We start from the raw sequence: 18,860 nt of genomic DNA, 5'->3' as shown, positions 1-18,860 counted from the left end.
ATCACCCGAAATAGTGATATCGGTGACATGTAAATGCGGTAGGCCACCGACGCTGCCAAGTTGACGGCGCGAGGCGAGTCAGGGCTGGCTCTCCGGCCGCACAGTGTGGGGCTCCGACTGGCCGCACACGAGCTTCGCGCCTGACGCCTTGCCGGACTATGCGAGCGTCTGGGAGCCGGTCGCTCGTGTCATCGACGCCGCGCAGCAGGTGCAGATCATGCTCATTTCTCCCGAGGCGCTGTACCGCTGAAGACGGCCCAGGGCATCCATCGCAGTGCGTCGTCCAGGCGAATAGCCCCTTCCCCGACCGACAGCGACTCTCCAGTCAGCAGGTTCTCGAGCATCACCGCGCCAACGCCTGCGGGAAGACACACCGTCGCGCCCTTCCATCTCGTCGCCTCGGGAAGCGCCGGAATCGCACCCTCATCCGCGCCGCGGCGCGAGAGATCGACGAACAACCGCCCCGCCACAACCACGAGCACCTGGTCCTCATGCCTGCGCGCAAAGGCCACGACGTGCCTCGACAGCGGCCCCTCGACCGCCAGCGGCTCGTAGCTTCCTTCGCTGAACAGCAAAGGCTGCTCCCGCCGCAACGACAGCAGGCGCCAGATGAACCAGAGCTTGGCGCGGCCGTCGTGCGGCGCCTCGACCATCGAGCGCACCCGCGCTGCCAGGCCATCCCCTTCCTGGCCAACCATTGCCCGCAGCGCGGCCAGCCGCCGCTGGCGCAGGGCGTAGTCCACCGGGCGCCGGTTGTCCGGATCGACCAGGCTCAGCTCGAGGAGCTCGCTGCCCTGGTAGAGATCGGGCACACCGGGCGAGCCGTATTTCAGCAGCGTGAGCGTGAGGCTGTTCCATGCGCCGAACCATGACAGCGTGTCAGCCAGCCGCTGGATGTCCGCAAGGCACTCGCCCTTTTCCGGATCGGACAGCAGCTCGCGCACGAAACGCTCGAGCGCGGCCTCGTAGTCCGCATCGGGCTGGGACCATCTCGTGCGCAGCTTGGCCTCGCGGGCAGCCTTCTGCGTGTATTGCCAGATGCGATCGCTGTAGCCCGGCGCGGTGCCGGCATCGAGCCCACCCAGAGGCAGGGTGCCGAGCAGCGTCTGGTACAGCAGGTATTCGTCGGCACGCGATGGCGCCTCGCCGCCGACCAGCTTCTTCCGCGTGCCGCGGCACAGGCCATGCCAGCGCGTCAGCGCCAGCACCCACTCGTTGGGCATTTCGGACAGCACGTCGATCCGGTTGCGAACGTCTTCCGACCGCTTGTTGTCGTGCGTCGAAGTCGCCAGCATGGTGTGGGGCCAGCGCAGCGCGCGGTCGGCGCTCGCCGCGTGGAATGCGTCGATCTCGATGCCGAACAGGTCCGGCTCGCCGCCCACCTCGTTGAGCGAGCTGAGCGGAAAGTAGCGGTAGAAAGCCGTGTCTTCCACGCCCTTCGCCGCCACCGGCGCGCTGAACTGCTGGAAGCGCAGCGCGAAGCGGCGCACCCGTTCGCCCAGCGCCGGCGAAGCGGAGGCAACCGCCTCCCCCCGCAGCGCACACCGCACGAAATCGAAGATCGACCGGTCGGCATCCCCGCTCTGCCGGGCGGCTTCGTCGACGGCCTCGTCGATGAAGCGCGCGTCCTGCTCCGACGGCCGTTCGACGATATAGGTCCGGTAGACCGGCATGCACGCACCGACATCCGCCAGCGCGCGGCGCAGCGCATTGAGCGTGTAGTCGCGCGTGCTGCGGTGGGCCCTTGCGATGCGCAGCAGCTCGGTCGACAGCACGTTCAGCTCCGACGCGAGCGCATTGCGCATCACCTCGCGCCGGCCGGCACGCGACACCGAGGCGAAGTCTTCCATCTCGCCGGTGAAGCGTTGCCACGCGTGCACCACGCTCGCCTCGGCCGCGGTGTCGACCAGCACGCCGTTTGCCACGTTCGCAAAGCGATAGCCGGTGGTGCCGTGCACATGCCAGCTCTCGGGCACTTCCTCGTGCGCGCCGGCGATCTTCTCGGCCACCACGTACAGGGGCCGCGCGGGCCGCCCCTGCGCGTCGTGCGTGGGCAGCACCAGTCCGGCGCGTCGCGCATAGCCTTCCTGCAGTTTGCGGAAGTACTCGGCCGGGTCGTAGAGCCCGTCGGGGTGGTCGATGCGCAGGCCGTCCACCACGCCGGATGCGGCAAGGTCCAGCGCAAAAGACTGCGTGGCCTCGAACACCTCCTCGCGCTCCATGCGCACGGCCGCGAGATCGTTGATGTCGAAGAAGCGCCGGTAGTTGATCTCGTCCGCCGCCACCCGCCAGTGCGCGAGCCGGTACGCCTGCAACTCGATGAGCTTGTGCAGTGCGTCGCGCGCTTCCGGCAATGCGAGGTTCAGTTCCGCCACCGACGCCACGAGCGCCTGTGCCACCGAAGGATGGCGCTGTGCCAGCCGCGCCAGCCGGGCCTTGAGCAATTCCTTGTCGCGCACGCGTTCTGCCTGTTCTTGCGCAGAGGCCGTGCCGCGCCCCGGCAGATGACCGAAAGCCGTCGACAAACTCGCCAGCCGCCCCGACGCCGCTGCATCGCCCAGCCGCGCCAGCGCCCGTTCGAGCACCATGAGATAGCTCTCGGGCGCCAGCGGAAACCGGTGGTCGTAGTAGCCGATGGCAAAGCTGCCGCTCGCGTCCTCGAAGCGCAGGATCAATTCGCCGTTCTCCAGCGCCTCGCCGTAGTGCACGCCCAGTACGGGCAGCAGCACCTTGCCGGTCAGCTCGACGTTGAGTGGCTGCCAGTCGATGTCGAAGTGCTGCGCGAACAGCGACGCGGGTCCGTTCTCCAGCACGTCCATCCACCACGCGTTGTCGGCGCCGAACACGCCCATGTGGTTGGGCACCATGTCCAGCAGCTGCCCGAGGCCATTGACCTTCAGCGCCGCGACAAAGCGCGCAAAGCCTTCCTCGCCACCGAGTTCGGGGTTGATCTCCGCATGCGCCACCACGTCGTAGCCGTGCATGCTGCCCGCGCGGGCGCGCTGGATCGGCGAGCAGTACACATGGCTCACGCCGAGCTTCGCGAGATACGGCAGCACACGGATCGCGTCGTCGAAGCCGAAGTCCTTGTGGAACTGCAGCCGGTAGGTGGCGCGAGGCACGCGAGTCGTCAGACCCAGCGATGCACTCCGCCCGGCCGATTCCACCTGGCGCGGCCGCGCCGCACGCAGGGCCTCGCCCAGCCCGCGCATGCGCTCGCCGCTGGCCAGCGCCGCCACCGGCTCGGGCAGCTTGCGCCGCCAGTTCGGATGCTCGTCCACCGTGCCGGGCATGTTGGCCTGCGCCACCACGCCCGCCACGTCCTCCAGCTGCACCATCATCAGCGCCGACGGCGCAGCCGCCAGAAAGGCGTGCGCCGCTTCCACGATGCGCGCGGACGGCATCGCGAGCCCGGCCGCCTGCGCCACTTCCTCGCGCGACACCAGGCCCGCCTGCTGCAAGGCCTGCATCAACTCGATGCGCTCCTGCGCCCGGTCCATCAGCTGCTTGTCGAAGATCGCCGGATCGGGAAACAGGCCCAGCGCGAGCCGCTCGCGCAGGTCGTCGGCCGTCCACCAGCCAGCGAAGGTCGCGAGGTCGTGCGTGCTGATCGCGACCAGGGCGGCCGGCGGATAGGCTGCGGGCTGCGTGAAACGGCCATCGCGCCGCTTCTCGAAATACAGCAGCCGGTAAGACAGCACGTCGGCCTGCGCCAGCGCATCGCGCACCGCATCTTCGACCGTGCCGAGATCCTCGCCCACGACCATGCAGCGATGGCGGTGGCTCTCGATCGCCACGATGGCGAGCATCTCGTCGAGCGGGTAGTAGACGTACGCACCCTCGCGCGCACCGCGGCCCTGCGGAATCCAGAACAGGCGCATGAGGCCCATCACGTGGTCGATGCGCAGCGCACCGGCGCCGCGCATGCCCGCGCGCAGCGTTTCGATGAAGAAGCGATAGCCATCGGTGCGCAGGCGGTCAGGGCGCAGCGGCGGCAGGCCCCAGCCTTGCCCGGCGGGGTTGAACTCGTCCGGCGGCGCGCCAACGCTGGCGCCTTCCGCAAACACCTGCTGCGCGCCCCAGGTGTCGGAGCCGGCGCGGTCGACCGACACCGCCAGGTCCACGTACAGGCCGACACCCATGCCGAGCGCATCGCAGCGCGCGGCCGCCCGTGCCAGTTGCCGGGTGGCCAGCCACTGGAGGTACTGGTGGAACTGCACGCGCTGCGCGTGCGCCACGGCGAATGCGGTCACCTCGGCGGAATCCGGATTCCTGTAGGCGACCGGCCATGCATGCCAGTCCCACGCGCCGCCTTCTGTTGCAAGAAAGTGCGCCTGCAGTGCTTCGAAAAGAGCGTGCTGCCGCAACGCTTCGCCGCGCTCCGCGACGAAGGCCAGAAACTCCCTGCCCGCCTCGTCGGGCGCACCCTCCGGAGGCAGGTGCCGCGCGCAGAAGTGGCCGAAGAGCATTTCGAGCACTTCGAACTTCGCCCCGGCCACGCCCGCGTAATCCACCAGCTGCGTTGCACGCAGCGCGGCGAGCCGCGCCTGGAAGTCGGGCGAATGCACCCGCTCGCGGGCCGGGTCGCAGTCTGCAAAGCCATCCACCGCTTCCACGTCGATGTAGAGCACGTTGAGCTGCTGGCGCGACGACGGGCTGTACGGGCTCGCATTCGACGGCGTGCTCGCGAACAGCGCGTGTAGTGGGTTCAGGCCGATGATGTCCGCGCCCTGCGCTGCCATGCGCACGGCGAGTTCTTCCAGATCGCTGAAGTCGCCGACGCCCCAGTTCCGTGGCGAGCGCAGGCTGTAGAGCTGCACTGCCGTGCCCCAGACGCGACCGCCATCGCGCACTGCGGACGGCCGGTAGCAGCGGCCGGGCGATGCGAGAACCAGCGTCTCGCCACGCAGGCCTTCGATGCGCAGCCGGTGGTAGCCCGCTTCGAGCGCCAGCGGCATTTGCAGAACGCGCTCGCACAGCCAGATGCCGTCGATGTCGATACGGCCGGTCTCGGGCAACGCCTCGGCATCGGCCTCGCCTTCCAATTCACGCCCCTGCTCGTCACCGAGCTGCCAGCGCAGCCGCCGCATGGACGCCGGCAGCCGCAACGTCACCGACCACGCAGCGCTGCCGGCCTGCACGACCCGCACCGGCGGCAGCGCCTGCGCCCAGCGCCCGCGGTGTGCGGCCTCCAATGCGCGCCCCGCGTCGGCCGCGCCATCGAGCCGCACGCCGAACTCGGCCAACAGCGCGATCAGGCTTTCAGCGGAAGCCTCGCGCCGCGCGCCGAAGGCATCGAAATAACCGGTGGCGATGCCGAAGTGCGCGCACAGCCGCCCGAGATCGCCCGTCACAGGGCCGTGGCCTGCTTCATCCGCCATGCAGCGCTTCCAGCGTCACGCGCACTGCGCCGCGCGCCAGGTGCAACGCGCCCTCACGGTCGGTTGTCGCCCCATCGCTGTAGACCACCTCGCCGGGTGGCGCCGTAGCGCCCCCCACAGGCTGCGCGCCGAAATGAGCGAGCAGATGCAAGCGCGCCGACGCCATGTCCCACTGCACCTGGAGCATGTCGTTCTCGCACCGGTAGACACCCGCGCCCGCCATGCCGGCGAGCCGCGGCACGATCAGGCGATGACGCAGGTCCAGCAGCTGCTGCACCTCGCTGAGCCTCGAAAAATGCGCGCGTGTCCCGCGCTCGCGCCAGCGCAGCTTCGAGGCCAGGAAGGTCGCCTCGTCATTCGGGTCCGGAATGCGCGCGCGAGCGGCTTCGTCCGCGAACATCGCGAACCCGCCGAACTCCGCGCGCCGCCCTTCGGACACCGCCGCCGCAAGCTCCGGCCCGAAGTCGCAGAAATACTGGAAAGGCGTGGAGGCCGCGAACTCGTCGCCCATGAACAGCATCGGCACGTGCGGCGACAGCAGCAGGCAGGCCAGCGCCGCGCGCACCAGCACCGGATCGCCGAGCGCGTGAATGCGCTCGCCGAAGGCGCGGTTGCCGACCTGGTCGTGCGTCTGCAGGAAGGACACGAACGCCTGCGGCGGCAACCGCGTGCTCGGCTCGCCGCGCCGCTCGCCATGCCTGAAAGCCGACGGCTGCCCCTGGTAGATGAAGCCCTCGGCCAGCGCGCAGGCGAAGCGGCACACCGGGTCGTCGGCATAGTCGGCGTAGTAGCCATCGCGCTCGCCGGTGGCCAGCACGTGCACCGCGTGGTGCAGGTCGTCGTTCCACTGCGCCGTGCCGGCCACGGGCATGCCGCGGCCGTCGCGCATCAGCATCGAGGCCTGGTTGGCGTCGTTCTCCAGCACCAGGTGAACATGGCGCTCGCGGGCCGGCCCGGCATCGAGCGCCTCGCGGATCTCGTTCACGATGTGCGGCCGCGTCTCGTCGTGAATGGCATGAATGGCATCCATGCGCAGGCCGTCGAAGCGGAACTCCTCCACCCAGTAGAGCGCGTTGTGAATGAAAAAGTCGCGCACCGTGCGCGAGCCCGGCCCGTCGAAGTTGATCGCAGCGCCCCACGGCGTCTGGTGTCCGGGGTTGAAGAACTCGGGGCAGTACGCATGCAGGTAGTTGCCTTCCGGCCCGAAGTGGTTGTAGACCACGTCGATCAGCACCATCAGCCCCAGCGAATGCGCCGTGTCGACCAGCGCCTTGAGTTCGTCGGGGGCGCCGTACGAGGCGTCGGGCGCAAACGGCAGCACGCCGTCGTAGCCCCAGTTGCGCTGCCCCGGAAAGTCTGCGAGCGGCATGAGTTCGATGGCGGTGATGCCGAGCTCGGCAAGTTCGCCCAGCCGTTCGCGCGCGGCGCTGAAGCTCCCCTCTTCGGTGAAGGTGCCGACGTGCAGCTCGTAGACCACCGCCTCTTCCCACGGGCGGCCGCGCCATGCGCCGTCGGTCCACTCGAAGCGCTGCGGGTCGATGACCACGCTCGGGCCGTGCACGTCCTCGGGGTTGAAGCGCGACGCCGGGTCGGGCACGCGCGTGCCGTCGGGCAGCCGGTAGCGGTAGCTGTCGCCATGCCCCACCCCGGGCACGGCCAGGCGATGCCAGCCCTTGCCGTCGCGCGTCATCGGCTGCGACGAGGTTTCGCCAGCCACCGCGTGGTGTTCGAGCATGACGATTTCCGCCGACGGGGCCCAGAGCGCGAAGTCCGCGCCATCGGCATGCACCGTGGCGCCGAACGGCATGCGATGTGTATGAGCGCTCATGGCCGCACATCCGGCCGGCTCAGCACCACGAGCGAGCGGCATTGCAGGGGATAGCTGGGCTGCGCCCATGCCGGGGCGAGCGCGGCTGCGTCCTCGGTGGCGAGCGGCGGCGTGCTGCTGGCCGTATCGACCAGCAACCGCCACGCGCCGTGCGGCATCGGCGGCAGCGTGAAGGCGATCTCGTCGTGGTGCGCATTGAGCAGCACGAGAAAGTCGTCGTCGTGCTGCACCTCGCCGCGCGGCCCGCGGTCGGCAATGCCGCCACCGGGGATGTACATCGCAATGCAGCGTGCGTTGGCGTCGTTCCAGTCTTCCGGCCGCATCTCCTGCCCGTCGGGCTTGAGCCAGTGAACGTCGGTCACGGTCTCGCCTTCTGCGGGCCTGCCGGCGAAGAAGGTGCGGCGCCGGAACGAAGGATGCGCACGGCGCAGCGCCACCATGCGCTCGACGAAAGTCGCGAGCGCCAGCCGCTCGGGCGTGGAGGTCCAGTCGATCCAGCCGAGCTCGTTGTCCTGGCAGTAGACGTTGTTGTTGCCCTGCTGCGTGTGGCCGCGCTCGTCGCCCGCCAGCAGCATCGGAACGCCCTGCGACAGCAGCAGCGTGGCCAGCAGGTTGCGCTTCTGGCGTTCGCGCAGGGCCACAACTTCGGGGTCGTCGGTGGGGCCCTCGACACCGCAGTTCCATGAGACGTTGTGGCTGTTGCCGTCGCGGTTGTCCTCGCCGTTGGCCTCGTTGTGCTTGTCGTTGTAGGAGACCAGGTCGTGCAGCGTGAAGCCGTCGTGCGCGGTGATGAAGTTGATGCTGGCGCTGGGCCGCTTGCCCGACCAGCCGTACAGGTCCTCGGAACCGGTGACGCGCTTGGCCACTTCGCCAATGAGCCCGCCGTCGCCTTTCCAGAAGCCGCGCAGGCCGTCGCGGTACTGGTCGTTCCACTCCGCCCAGCCGAGCGGAAAGTTGCCGACCTGATAGCCGCCGTGGCCCAGGTCCCATGGCTCGGCGATGAGCTTCACGCGGTTGAGCGTGGGGTCCTGGCGGATCGCATCGAAGAAGCCGCCGAGGTTCTCGACCTTGCCGGCCTCGCGTGCCAGCGCTGAGGCCAGGTCGAAGCGGAAGCCGTCGACGTGCATCTCCTCGGCCCAGTAGCGCAGCGAGTCCATCACCAGCTGCAGCGCGTGCGGATGCTCCAGGTTCACGGTGTTGCCGCAGCCCGTGAAGTCGTCGTAGTAGCGGCGGTTCTCGGCGTTGGCGATGTAGTACGAGGCGTTGTCCACGCCGCGCATCGACAGCGTGGGCCCGAGCTGGTTACCTTCGCAGGTGTGGTTGTAGACCACGTCGAGGATCACCTCGATGCCCGCCGAGTGCAGCGTCTTCACCATGGTCTTGAATTCCTTCACCTTGCCCGAGGCGCTGTAGCGCATCTCGGGAGCAAAGTAGGCCAGCGTGTTGTAGCCCCAGTAGTTCTGCAGGCCCTTCTCGGCCAGGTGCCGGTCGTTGAGGAAGCTGTGCACGGGCAGCAGCTCGACCGTGGTCACGCCCAGGCGCTTGAGGTAGTCGACCACCGGCGCGCAGCCGAGTGCGGCATAGGTGCCGCGCAGCCCGGGCGGCACGTCGGGGTGCGTCATGGTGAAGCCGCGCACGTGCATCTCGTAGATCACCATGTCCTGCCACGGCACCGAGGGGCGGCGGTCGTCGCCCCAGGTGAAGGCGGTTTCGAGCACGCGGCCCTTGGGCATCAGCGGTGCGCTGTCGCGGCGGTCGAAGGAGAGGTCTTCGCGCTTGCTGCCCACGGTGTAGCCGTAGAGCGCATCGCCCCAGCGCAGGTCGCCCACCAGGTCCTTGGCGTACGGGTCGACCAGCAGCTTGTGGGCGTTGAAGCGATGCCCCTCCTCGGGCTTGTAGGGCCCATGCACGCGGTAGCCGTAGGCCTGCCCGGGGCGCGCCTCGGGCAGGTAGCAGTGCCATACGCCGTCCGTGCGCTCGCGCATCAGGATGCGCTGCAGCTCCTGGCGGCCGCGCTCGTCGAACAGGCAGAGCTCGACCTTGTCCGAGTGCTGCGAGAACAAGGCGAAGTTGACGCCCTCCCCGTCCCAGGTCGCACCACGGGGATAGGGCCGGCCGGGCCACACGGCGCTGATCGTCGGATTGGTTTTTCGTGTCATTCGAGTGCGTTCAGCGGGGTTCAGCGGGGTGGACGGTCGTTGTCGAAACGCGTGGGATTGCTGCTGCCGACGGTGGTCACGCTCGGCGGTGCCTTGGTGTCCTTGATCTGCCGCGGCCACCAGCGCTCGATCTGGGCCTTTGCCCAATCCTTGCCGGCCAGCCCGAATGCCAGGGCCAACGCAAAAACCACGCCCGCCAGAATCACGAGGAAGCTCTCGCGCACGATGTCGCCGCCCACCTTGATCTGGTCGAGCGCGATGAGAATCACGAAGGCCATCACCGCGTACTGCGCAACCTTGCCGAAGAGCACCGCGTCCTGCATCTTCACGCCGCGGAAGTAGCTGCCCACCGCTTCGCCCACGAAGCGCGCGAAGTAGGAGCCGAAGGCCAGCACCAGCAGCGCCACGAACACGTTCGGCACGAACCAGACGATGCGGCCCAGCAGATCGGCGATGTAGCTCAGCCCCATGCCGTTGAAGGCGATGAGCAGCGAAGCCAGGATCACCAGCCAGTACGTCAGGATGCCGAACAGGCTGCTGGTGTCCCCCGCCAGCCCGCCCTGGCGCAGGAAGTTGTCGAGCCCGGCGCGTTCGGTGAGCACGTTGAAGTTGATGGCGCGCAGCGCCTTCGTCACCGCGAAGCGGGCCGCCTTGGCGACCAGCCAGCCGACGAATACCACCACCAGCCCGATCAGCAGGCGCGGAATGAAGGCGCCGACCTGGTAGAGGATGGCGCGCAGCGGCTCCAGGTGAATGCCGAAATTTTCCATGGTGTGTCTTCCGGTGAAGGGGTGGCGTCGGTGGTGTCAGGCGCGGGCCGGCTGGATCAGCGCGAGCACGCCGTGCAGCGGAACCTGCGCCCATTCGATGCGGTTGCCGAGCTCGTAGCGCAACTCGTAGAGGGCCTTGTCGAGCTCGAACAGCGAGAGCAGTTCGGCATCGAGCGGCGCGCCGTCGGGCGGCGCCAGCGTGGCGCCGTAGCCGGCCAGGAAGGCGCCGCGCGTCGCCTGCTCCCAGGCGATGGCCGGCGCGGCCAGCCGCTCGGCTTCGTCAGTGCTCTGTGCCACGCGGCGCAGCGCCGACCAGCGGGCGTAGTTGAACGAACGCAGCATGCTCGCCACGTCGCGCAGGGGCGAACTCTTGGCGCGGCGCTCCTCGAAGCTGCGGGCAGGCTCGCCCTCGAAGTCGATGATGACGAAGTCGTTGTCCTTCACCAGCACCTGGCCCAGGTGGTAGTCGCCGTGGTAGCGGCTCTTGATGCCGCCGCCTTCCACCGGATGGCGCGCCTGGATGCCGGCGTGCAGCGCGTCGGCCGCTTCCAGCAGGTTGCGCGCATCGGCCTGCGCGGTGGACGGCAGCAGGTCGAGCCGTTCGCGCAACAGCGCGAGCGTGGTCGTGGCGTCGTTCGCCGCGTGCGTCTTGAAGCTGGCGAAGTCAGCGGCGGCCAGCGGCTCGGGGTCGAAGGCGGCCGAGCCGGTGCGCATCGCGAGCGCGCGGTGCAGCTCGGCAGTGCGCCGCCCCAGCGTGGCCATGAGTGCGAGGAAACCGCCGTGCACCGCGGACACGTCGGGCATGTCACCGTCGGTGGTGGCCACATCGCGCAGGAAGCGTTCCAGGTAGCCGAGCGTGTAGTCCCAGCCGTCACCCTGGTTGGCCATGTAGCTCTGCACCATCGCGAGCGTCATCGTGCGCCCGTCGTTGGTCATGTACTCGAGCGCGCCGAGCACGGGCACGCAATGCGGGTAGCGCGCCACCTCGGTCAGGAAGCGGCCCATCTCCAGCTCGGGGTTGATGCCTTCGCGCACGTGACGGTAGCCCTTGAGGAACAGGGTCTCGTCCAGCGTGACCACGGTGTTGCTGCTCACGCCGCTCGGACGGCCGACGGGCAGCGCGTCTATGTCGATGTCAGCGGCGATCTCCGCGAAGGCGGCCGTCGGTCTGAAGACCAGCTTGCCGTTCAGCGTCGGCAGCTCGGTGCCGCTTGCGATGGCGTGCACCAGCGCGCGACAGAAGGCCTCGTCGTAGAAGGCATCGCCCATCAGGCCCACCTGCGCCTGCTGCCGCACCTTGGCGAGCGCGGCCTGCGCCACGCCGGCCATGCGCTCCTCATCACGCTCTTCCCAGGCCAGCGCAAGCGGCATGAAGTAGGTGGCGCCCCCGGCCGGGCCTTCGAGGTCGAGCAGCGACAGCATCCAGCTCAGGCCATTCACGTCCCACACGGCGTGGTCGAACAGCCGTGCGCGTTGGATGGCTGTGCCCTTGGAGGCGTACCAGCGCTGGATCTCGATGTGGCGCGGCAGCGTCTCCAGCTCGAACTGGTTGCGCATGCGCTCGGACATGCCGATGCGCCAGGGCATCACGCGGTCGCGGAAGAAGCTGGTCCAGCCGTCGAAGAGCACCAGCGTGGGCCACTCCTGCAGCGCCACGCCCTGCTCGTGCCAGCTCGGCGCATCGGCCTCTGCCGTGAGCTTGAACCAGTAAAAGCCGTACGAGGCCAGCGTGAGCAGGTATGGCAGCTCGCCGATGGGCGGGAACGGCGCGCGGCCCAGCATCTCGATCGGCACGAAGCCCTTGAACTCCGACAGGTCGAGTTCCACTGGCTGCGCGGCGCGCGACAGGTTGAACACCGTGAGGATCACGTCGCCGTCGTACTCGCTCAGGTAGGCCAGGATCTTTCGGTTGCCCGGCTTCAGGAAGCGCCGCCTGCCGCGCCCGAAGGCATGGCTGGTCTTGCGTACGGCGAGCATGCGCTTGGTCCAGTTCAGCAGCGAGCTACTGTCGCGCGCCTGCGTCTCGACGTTGAGCGCCTCGTAGCCGAACATCGGGTCCATGATCGGCTGCAGGTACAGGCGCTGCGGGTCGGCACGCGAGAAGCCGGCGTTGCGGTCGGGGCTCCATTGCATGGGCGTGCGCACGCCGTTGCGGTCGCCCACGAACACGTTGTCGCCCATGCCGATCTCGTCGCCGTAGTAGATGATCGGCGAGCCCGGCATCGACAGCAGCATGCCGTTCATGAGCTTCACGCGGTCGAGGTCGTTCTCCATCAGCGGCGCCAGGCGCCTGCGAATGCCCAGGTTGATGCGCGCGCGCATGTCGGCCGCGTACATGGTGTACATGTAGTCGCGCTCCTTGCTGGTCACCATCTCGAGCGTGAGCTCGTCGTGGTTGCGCAGGAAGATGGCCCACTGGCAGCCCTCGGGAATGTCGGGCGTCTGCGCCATGATCTCGACGATGGGGTGCCGGTCTTCCTGCGCGATGGCCATGTACATGCGCGGCATCAACGGGAAGTGATACGCCATGTGGCACTCGTCGCCATCGCCGAAATACTCGCGCACGTCTTCCGGCCACATGTTGGCTTCGGCCAGCAGGAAGCGGTTCTTGTACTCGGCGTCGATGGCCGCGCGCAGCTGCTTGATCACCGCGTGGGTCTCGGGCAGGTTCTCGTTGCTGGTGCCGTCGCGCTCAACCAGGTAGGGAATGGCGTCGAGCCGGAAGCCGTCCACGCCCATGTCGAGCCAGAAGCGCATGGTCTTCAGGATCGCCTCCATCAGCTTCGGGTTGTCGAAGTTCAGGTCGGGCTGGTGGCTGAAGAAGCGGTGCCAGAAGTACTGCTTGGCCACCGGGTCCCAGGTCCAGTTCGAGGTCTCGGTGTCGGTGAAGATGATCCGCGTGCCCTGGTAGAGCTGGTCGGTGTCGCTCCACACATAGAAGTCACGCTCGGGCGAACCGGGCGGCGCAAGACGCGCGGCCTTGAACCACGGGTGCTCGTTCGATGTGTGGTTGATGACCAGCTCGGTGATCACGCGCAGGCCCCGCTTGTGCGCCTCGGCCAGCATCTCGCGGAAATCGTCGAGCGTGCCGTACTGCGGGTGCACATCTTCGTAGCCGGAGATGTCGTAGCCGTCGTCGCGCAGCGGCGAGGGATAGAACGGCATCAGCCAGATGGTGTTGACGCCCAGCTCCTTCACGTAGTCGAGCTTGGCGGTAACGCCCTTGAAGTCGCCCATGCCGTCGTTGTTGGAGTCGAAGAAGGCCTTGACGTTGAGCTGGTAGATCACCGCGTCGCGATACCACAGCGGATCGTCGCTGGTGTCGATCTCGACGGTCTCTAGTGCGATGTGGGAGACGGGTGCGTTCATGGGCAGGCGACCTCACAGGAAGTAATCGAAGTCGCGCTCGTCGCCGTGGCGGCGACGGACCACGAAGATGTGCGCGGGCACGCTGTGGGGATCGAGCCGCACGTAGTGCCAGTCGCCCTGCCATGTGAAGCGCTGGCCGCTGAGCAGGTCGTGCATCTGGAAGCTGCGCCCGGCCGGCACGCCCACGCTGCCGGGTTCCAGCCCGAGCCAGCCCGACTGCATGTTGTGCGGATCGAGGTTGACCACGGTGACGATCACGTTGTCGCCGTCGGGCGATTCCTTGGCATAGGCCAGCAACTGGTCGTTGTCGATATGCAGGAAGCGCAGGCCCCTGTCCCGGTGCAGCGCGGGGTTCTCGCGGCGGATGTGGTTCACCCGCGCGATGAAGGGGGCTAGGCTTGCGGGGTCGTCGTGGTTCCAGTGGCGCAGCTGGTATTTCTCGGAATCAAGGTATTCCTCGCTGCCGGATCCGCGCGGCAAGTGCTCGAGCAGCTCATAGGCCGGGCCGTACATGCCGTAGTTGGCTGCGAGCGTGGCGGCCAGCACCAGCCGCGACATGAACATGGCGGGCTCGCCGGCCTGCAGCTGCTCGTGCAGGATGTCGGGCGTGTTGGGCCACGCGTTGGGGCGGAAATAGTCGATGCCGGGGCCGCTCGAGAGCTCGGTGAAGTACTCCTGCAACTCCTCCTTCGTGTTGCGCCAGGTGAAGTAGGTGTACGACTGCGAGAAGCCCAGCTTCGCGAGCCGGTGCATCACTTTCGGCCGTGTGAAGGCTTCGGCCAGGAAGATCACGTCGGGGTGCACGCGCTTCACCTCGCCGATGGCCCACTCCCAGAACGGAAAGGCCTTGGTGTGGGGGTTGTCCACGCGGAAGATGCGCACGCCCTGCGCGATCCAGTGGTCGAACACGCTCTTGAGTTCGGCCCAGAGGCCGCGCCAGTCTTCGCACTCGAAGTTGAAGGGATAGATGTCCTGGTATTTCTTGGGCGGGTTCTCGGCGTACTGCACGCTGCCGTCGGGGCGCCAGCGGAACCAGTCGGGGTGCGCCTTCACGTAGGGGTGGTCGGGCGCGCACTGGAAGGCGATGTCCAGCGCGATCTCCAGGCCGTGCTCCGCCGCGCGTGCGAGCAGGTGCCTGAAGTCTTCTTCGGTGCCAAGCTCCGGAAGGATCGACTTGTGCCCGCCTTCGGCCGCACCGATGGCCCACGGGCTTCCCACGTCGCCGGGGCCGGCTTCGAGCGCGTTGTTGGGGCCCTTGCGCTGCTCGCGGCCGACGGGGTGGATCGGCGGAAAGTACAGCACGTCGAAGCCCATGGCGGCGATGGCCGGCAGGCGCGCTTCCACGTCCCTGAAGGTGCCGTGCACGCCGGGCGCGGGGCCGGTCGAGCGCGGGAACAGCTCGTACCAGGTACTGAAGCGCGCGCGCTCGCGGTCGGCGACCAGCGGCAGCTCGACCGGGTGGCGCACCTGATGTCGGCGGTCGGGATGGCGGCGCGCCAGCTCGGCATACTCGTCGTCGAGCGCCAGCGCCTTCAGCGAGACGACGTCGTACGCGGGGCTGGCCGCCACGGCATCGAGCTCGGTGGCCCAGCGGTTCAACGCGGTGCGGTCGGCGCCTTCGGCGCGCGCGGCGGCGGCAGCGATTTCCAGCGCACCGACCTGCGCGGCAATGCGCACGTCATCGGGGTCGACGCGCCGCGTCATCTCGTTGCGCCACGACTCGAACGGGTCCACCCAGGCGACTGCGGTGTAGACGTAGCGCCCGATCGATGGCGGTGAAAACGTGGCCTCCCACACGTCGTTGCCGAGCGGCTTCATCGGCACTTCGCGGAATGCGGCCTGGGCTTGGTCGTGCGCGCGCCAGCACAGCTGCACGCGCAGCACATCGTGCCCGTCGGTGAAGCAATGAGCGCGAACCCGCACCCGCTCGCCGGCCACGCATTTCACCGGGAAGCGGCCGTTGTCCACGCACGGCAGCACGGCGTCGATGACCGCGCGGACCGCGCCGTCGCCGAAGTCGATGTCGGTCCCGGCCGCTGCGGGGGTGGGCTTGGTCGAAAAGATGTTCTTCATCAGGGACGGTGCTCCAGGATCAGCGTGGACAGCGGCGGCAAGGTGATGCACACCGATTGCCTGCGGCCATGGGAACGCACGGGCGCCGCTTCGACGCCACCGAAATTGCCCCAGCCCGCCCCGCCGAACTCCGCCGCGTCGGTGTTGATCAGCTCGCGCCAGTGGCCGCCCAGCGGCACGCCGAGCAGGTAGTTGGTGCGCGGCACCGGGGTCATGTTGCTCACCGCCAGCAAGGGCGGACTGCCGTCGCTCGCCTTGCGCAGGAAGGCGAACACGCTCGTGTCGGTGTCGTCGGCCGCGACCCACTCGAACCCCGAGGACGAAAAGTCGACCTGGTGGAGCGCGGGCGCACCGCGGTAGACGCGGTTGAGCTGGGCCACAAGGCGCTGCAGGCCGCGGTGCCCTTCCTGCTCGCAGACCCACCATTCGAGTTCGCCGTCGTGCGTCCACTCGCGCCGCTGGCCGAACTCGCCGCCCATGAAGAGCAGCTTCTTGCCCGGATGCGCCCACATGAAGCCGTACAACGCGCGCAGGTTGGCGAACTGCTGCCAGGCGTCCCCGGGCATCTTGTTGAGCAGCGAGCCCTTGCCGTGCACCACCTCGTCGTGCGAGAGCGGCAGCACGAAGTTCTCGTGGAAGGCGTACATCAACGCAAAGGTCAGCTTGTGATGGTGGTACTTGCGGTGGACCGGGTCCTGCTTCATGTAGGCCAGCACGTCGTGCATCCAGCCCATGTTCCATTTCTCGCCGAAGCCCAGGCCGTCCATGTCGGTGGGCCGTGACACGCGCGGCCACGCGGTCGATTCCTCGGCCACCGTGATCGTGTCGGGGTGCTCGCGGTACACGGCACGGTTCAGCGTCTGGAGGAAGTCGATGGCCTCCAGGTTCTCGCGGCCGCCGTGGCGGTTGGGAATCCACTCGCCGTGCTCTCGCGCGTAGTCGAGGTACAGCATCGAGGCAACGGCGTCCACGCGCAGCCCGTCGAGGTGGTACAGGTTCAGCCAGAACAGCCCCGACGACACCAGGAAGCTGCGCACCTCGGGCCGGCCGTAGTTGAAGATGCTGGAGTTCCACTCCGGATGAAAGCCCTGGCGCGGATCGGCGTGTTCGTAGAGATGCGTGCCGTCGAAGTACCCGAGCCCGTGCTCGTCGGTCGGAAAGTGCGAGGGCACCCAGTCGAGCAACACGCCGATGCCCTGCTGGTGCAGGTGGTCGACGAGGTACATGAAGTCCTGCGGCGACCCGAAGCGCGCGGTGGGCGCGAAGTAGCCGGTGGTCTGGTAGCCCCACGAACCGTAGAAGGGATGCTCGGTCACGGGCATGAGCTCCACGTGCGTGAAGCCCATCTCGTTCACGTAGGCGGCAAGCTGGTGCGCCATCTCGCGGTAGTCGAGAAACAGGCCATCGCGGCGCCGCCATGAGCCCAGGTGCACCTCGTAGACCGACATGGGGGCGTCCAGCGCATTGCGCGGCCCGCGCGTCGCCATCCACTCGGCGTCACCCCATTCGTAAGAAAGTTCGCAGATGCGCGACGCGGTGGCGGGCGGCGGCTCCGCGCTGAAGGCGACAGGGTCGGCCTTGTCGACCGTGTAGCCGCCATGGCGGGAACGGATGCGGTACTTGTACGCCTGGCCGATCGCGGCATGGGAAACCTGCCCTTGCCATATGCCCGTGCCGTCGGGACTCGGTGCCAGCGGGTCGGCGTCGCCGGACCAGTAGTTCCAGTCGCCGACCACCGAGACGGACTCCGCATTCGGCGCCCACACCGCGAACCGTGCGCCGCCCTCTTCCAGAGGGTGGCAACCCAGCAGGTCGTACAGGCGGGAGTGGGTTCCCTCGCGGAAAAGATAAGCGTCTCGCTCGCTCTGGAGTGAATGGTTCGACTGCACCGGCGCTCCTGTTGAAGGCCTGCGGAACTGTTGTTCGAAGACCGACTTCGGTTCTCGCATGGCCTGCGTCAATTTGCAGGCGTGCGGCATGCCGCGGTTACGGTCTGCGCCGCCTCGCCGTGTCGGAGAGTTGCCCGAGTCGCCCGCCGGTGCGCACGCCGGCGGGTGATAAAAAGACAGCCCCAGGCCACGATGTGTGTTCATGACCGACCTTGATGCCCCCGCGCTCGCATTGCTCGACACCTGCTCGCAGGCTTCTCTCGCGCTTCTCGAACGAAACCTGACGCCGCACGGCATCCTCGCGGCGCTGCGGACCGAAGCCGCCGAGGCCCGGCGCTACACGCGAATCTTCGGACGCGACGCTGCGATATGCGTGATCGCGATGTGCGGCAGCGGCGTGCCCGCGCTGGAACAAGGTGCGGTGGCCAGCCTCGATGCGCTCGCGGCGCAACAGGCGGCCAACGGACAGATTCCCAAATACGTCGACCCCGAAGGGCGCGATGCCGACTTCTGGTACCTGGGCTGCATCGACGCCACCCTGTGGTGGCTGATTGCCGTGGACCACGTGCGCCGCCATGGGCAGGTCGGCCCGTCGCACTGGGCCCGCGAGGTGAGCCGCGCGGTCGACTGGCTGCTGGCGCAGGAGCACCAGCACTTCCGGCTGCTGCAGCAGAACGAAGCCAGCGACTGGGCCGACATCATGCCGCGCTCGGGCTACGTGCTGTACAGCAACGCGCTCTGGTATGAGGTCAAGCGCCGCTACGCGCTCGATCATGCCGAGGCGACGCAGCACCACTTCAACCACCTGTTCAATCCGTTCCAGCGCGACCTGCCCGAATACCACCGGGCCCGGCTGCTGCAGCACTATGCGCGCCGCGGCCGGCGCGACCCGGGCCTGTACCTCAGCTTCGTCAACCTGGCCGTGGTCGGCGACGAGGGGGACGTGTTCGGCAACGTGCTGGCCATTCAGAGCGGGCTGGCCGATTCGGCCATGGCACATCGCATCGTCGACACCATCACGCAGGCGCATGCCGGCGAACCCTACCCCGTGCGCGTGGTGCTGCATCCGCTGTCGCGCCAGCACCCGCTGTGGCGGGCCTACATGGGGCGCCATCAGCAGAACATCGTGCACCAGTACCACAACGGTGGCATCTGGCCCTTCGTGGGCGGCTTCTGGGTGATGGCGCTCGCCAGGCTGGGCTTGCATGAACAGGCCTGGTCCGAGCTCGTTCGGCTGGCGCAGGTCAACGCGCTCGACGACTGGCGTTTCACCGAGTGGTTCCACGGCCAGACGCTGGCGCCCATGGGCATGGCCGGGCAGAGCTGGAATGCCGCGACCTTCCTGCTCGCCCGGCGCGCCTTGCTGGGAGGCGAGGCGGCTTACTGACGCC

General features: G+C 68.1%; 9 protein-coding genes. 2 read left to right on the top strand and 7 right to left on the bottom strand.

What is annotated here, in order from left to right; translation table 11 throughout:
• Positions 1–103 precede the first annotated feature (103 nt).
• Complete coding sequence (locus tag ACN9MV_RS12955) at positions 104–250, top strand: hypothetical protein (RefSeq protein WP_307614492.1); 147 nt, start codon at positions 104–106, stop codon at positions 248–250.
• Here ACN9MV_RS12955 and ACN9MV_RS12950 read toward each other — a convergent pair.
• Genes ACN9MV_RS12950 through glgB form a run of 7 tightly spaced genes read right to left on the bottom strand, consistent with a single transcriptional unit; the run spans position 222 to position 17,469 of the window.
• On the bottom strand, positions 222–5,381 hold the full coding sequence (locus ACN9MV_RS12950) for a malto-oligosyltrehalose synthase (RefSeq protein WP_426392579.1): 5,160 nt from the start codon (positions 5,379–5,381) through the stop codon (positions 222–224). The genes ACN9MV_RS12955 and ACN9MV_RS12950 overlap by 29 nt on opposite strands.
• On the bottom strand, positions 5,371–7,209 hold the full coding sequence (treZ, locus tag ACN9MV_RS12945; protein WP_426392577.1) for a malto-oligosyltrehalose trehalohydrolase: 1,839 nt from the start codon (positions 7,207–7,209) through the stop codon (positions 5,371–5,373). The genes ACN9MV_RS12950 and treZ overlap by 11 nt, the downstream gene beginning before the upstream one ends.
• A complete protein-coding gene (glgX, locus tag ACN9MV_RS12940; RefSeq protein WP_093176597.1) occupies positions 7,206–9,368 on the bottom strand; it encodes a glycogen debranching protein GlgX in 2,163 nt (720 codons plus the stop codon). Before glgX ends, treZ begins: the two co-directional genes overlap by 4 nt.
• 20 nt (positions 9,369–9,388) lie before the next feature.
• On the bottom strand, positions 9,389–10,138 hold the full coding sequence (locus tag ACN9MV_RS12935; protein ID WP_258349902.1) for a mechanosensitive ion channel family protein: 750 nt from the start codon (positions 10,136–10,138) through the stop codon (positions 9,389–9,391).
• Between the two features lie 36 nt (positions 10,139–10,174).
• The gene (treS, locus tag ACN9MV_RS12930; RefSeq protein WP_426392575.1) at positions 10,175–13,507 is read right to left on the bottom strand and encodes a maltose alpha-D-glucosyltransferase; all 3,333 of its coding nucleotides are present in this window, start codon (positions 13,505–13,507) and stop codon (positions 10,175–10,177) included.
• Positions 13,508–13,519: 12 nt separating this feature from the next.
• Positions 13,520–15,580, bottom strand: a complete 2,061-nt coding sequence (locus tag ACN9MV_RS12925; protein ID WP_426392573.1) for an alpha-1,4-glucan--maltose-1-phosphate maltosyltransferase — start codon at positions 15,578–15,580, stop codon at positions 13,520–13,522.
• Positions 15,580–17,469, bottom strand: a complete 1,890-nt coding sequence (glgB, locus tag ACN9MV_RS12920; protein ID WP_426392571.1) for a 1,4-alpha-glucan branching protein GlgB — start codon at positions 17,467–17,469, stop codon at positions 15,580–15,582. Before glgB ends, ACN9MV_RS12925 begins: the two co-directional genes overlap by 1 nt.
• A gap of 202 nt (positions 17,470–17,671) precedes the next feature.
• Here glgB and ACN9MV_RS12915 point away from each other — a divergent pair, with 202 nt between their 5' ends.
• Complete coding sequence (locus ACN9MV_RS12915; RefSeq protein ID WP_426392569.1) at positions 17,672–18,856, top strand: amylo-alpha-1,6-glucosidase; 1,185 nt, start codon at positions 17,672–17,674, stop codon at positions 18,854–18,856.
• The last annotated feature ends 4 nt before the right edge of the window (positions 18,857–18,860 follow it).

The organism is Variovorax sp. R-27 (genome assembly GCF_049913215.1).
Classification (GTDB): domain Bacteria; phylum Pseudomonadota; class Gammaproteobacteria; order Burkholderiales; family Burkholderiaceae_C; genus Variovorax.
This window is presented reverse-complemented; position numbering and strand designations above follow the sequence as displayed.

Bases quoted from the DNA above. Each gene is read 5' to 3' on its own strand.
- ACN9MV_RS12950 (WP_426392579.1), bottom strand. From the start codon at position 5,381: ATGGCGGATGAAGCAGGCCACGGCCCTGTGACGGGCGATCTCGGGCGG.
- treZ (WP_426392577.1), bottom strand. From the start codon at position 7,209: ATGAGCGCTCATACACATCGCATGCCGTTCGGCGCCACGGTGCATGCC.
- glgX (WP_093176597.1), bottom strand. From the start codon at position 9,368: ATGACACGAAAAACCAATCCGACGATCAGCGCCGTGTGGCCCGGCCGG.
- ACN9MV_RS12935 (WP_258349902.1), bottom strand. From the start codon at position 10,138: ATGGAAAATTTCGGCATTCACCTGGAGCCGCTGCGCGCCATCCTCTAC.
- treS (WP_426392575.1), bottom strand. From the start codon at position 13,507: ATGAACGCACCCGTCTCCCACATCGCACTAGAGACCGTCGAGATCGAC.
- ACN9MV_RS12925 (WP_426392573.1), bottom strand. From the start codon at position 15,580: ATGAAGAACATCTTTTCGACCAAGCCCACCCCCGCAGCGGCCGGGACC.
- ACN9MV_RS12915 (WP_426392569.1), top strand. From the start codon at position 17,672: ATGACCGACCTTGATGCCCCCGCGCTCGCATTGCTCGACACCTGCTCG.